Source organism: Moraxella equi, assembly GCF_002027555.1.
GTDB lineage: Bacteria > Pseudomonadota > Gammaproteobacteria > Pseudomonadales > Moraxellaceae > Moraxella > Moraxella equi.
Window position 1 is genome coordinate 1 of record NZ_MXAP01000132.1, and the last position, 1802, is coordinate 1802.

A 1802-nucleotide genomic window follows, 5' to 3' on the forward strand; every position below is an offset into this window, starting at 1 on the left:
TTCGGTTGGTATATAAGTAATTGAAAAAACGAGTATTTTATAAGCGATAAACCCAAATTAAGCCATACTACCAAAGAAGTAGTTGGCTATTATATAGAAATTTTGCCAATAAAAACTTGATTATAATCAAGGATTTTTTAATAAAATTTCACTATGATAACAACAATATTGAAACAGTTCTTTAACAAACTTGGCGATGGCAGGTAGGGCAACTTTATCATTAGCCACGCCAATTATACCCTAATTAAGGGGGGATTATGGCAACCGAAAAATCAAAACAACTGCTGGTCTTAACATCATCAACCATCGCATTTACCGTCTGCTTTATGATTTGGATGATGTTTGCGGTGCTTGGCATTCCAATCCAAAAGGCACTTGACTTATCCGAAACCCAGTTTGGACTACTTGCCGCCACGCCTGTCTTGACAGGCTCGCTTGTTCGCTTACCGCTTGGTATGATGACGGACAAATATGGCGGTCGCATTGTGTTTTTTGCCCTGATGATAGCGTGTGTGGTGCCGATATTTTTGATGAGCTATGCCAATGCTTATTGGCAGTTTTTGGTACTGGGTCTGTTTGCAGGGCTGGCAGGCGGGTCGTTCTCGGTGGGGATTGCCTATGTCGCCAAATGGTTTGAGGCGGAGCGTCAAGGCTTTGCCATGGGCGTATTTGGGGCGGGTAATGCAGGCTCGGCATTGACCAAGATGGTAGGCCCTGCGATTATTGCTTACGGTGGCTGGCAGTTTTTGCCAAAGGTGTATGCAGGCATTATGCTCATTACTGCCATCGGTTTTTGGTTTATGTCATTTGACAAAAAAGAACACCGCTCGGCAAGTAACGCCAGTTTCGCCAGTCAATTGGCGGTACTAAAAGACCCCAATGTGTGGCGTTATAGTCAGTATTATTCCATCGTCTTTGGTGGTTATGTCGCCCTTGCCTTGTGGATGACCAAATACTATGTCAATGAGTATGGATTTAGCCTGCAAACGGCAGCGTTTTTGGCGGCGTGTTTTAGTCTACCAGGGGGCGTTTTGCGTGCGCTCGGTGGCTGGCTGTCGGACAAATACTCCGCCCATACCGTAACTTGGTGGGTGCTTTGGGCGTCATTTTTGTTCTTGTTTGTCTTGTCTTACCCACAAACAAGCCTTGTGGTGCAAACGGTGGACGGTGAGCGGGCATTTCATATCGGGCTAAATTCTACCATCTTTACCATCTTGATTTTCTTATTGGGCATTGCCTTTGCCATCGGTAAAGCGTCCGTGTTCAAATACCTATCGGACGAATACAAAGACAACATGGGGGCGGTCTCTGGTGTGGTCGGTTTGGCAGGGGGCTTGGGCGGATTTATCCTACCCATCATGTTTGGGGCGGCGGTAGATATTACAGGTGTACGCTCATCGGCATTTATGATTATGTTTGGCGTGGTGTGGGTGAGCCTTGTGTGGATTTATATCTGTGAAGTCAAACCAAAAATGGAAGAAGGTCATCAGGCGATGTTAAAGATGAAAAATAAATCATAAAACATCGGCTAATAACCAATCATCAAATCAGGCGGTCTATGACGGGTCGCCTGATTTTTGTTTGTGTTTTGGGCGGGGGTTTGGTATGATAATAATGGATATACACTCTACAAAATGAAAAAGTACCACGGTTTCCGCTCGTGGTGAGCCTGTCGAACCATGACGGAAACCGACCCTTCGACGAGCTCAGGGCGAACGTTTTCCGTGGTAAAATTCAATTTTGTTGGGTGCACCTAAGAAACTTTATAATTATTACAAACGCAAACCCCACTCTCAACTTAA

The 1802-nt window shown here is 45.0% G+C and carries 1 protein-coding gene; it reads left to right on the top strand.

The genetic code is table 11. The features are described 5' to 3' along the window. Positions 1-257: 257 nt before the first annotated feature. The gene (locus B5J93_RS11685; RefSeq protein ID WP_079326536.1) at positions 258-1520 is read left to right on the top strand and encodes an MFS transporter; all 1263 of its coding nucleotides are present in this window, start codon (positions 258-260) and stop codon (positions 1518-1520) included. The last annotated feature ends 282 nt before the right edge of the window (positions 1521-1802 follow it).

Bases quoted from the DNA above. Each gene is read 5' to 3' on its own strand.
- B5J93_RS11685 (WP_079326536.1), top strand. From the start codon at position 258: ATGGCAACCGAAAAATCAAAACAACTGCTGGTCTTAACATCATCAACC.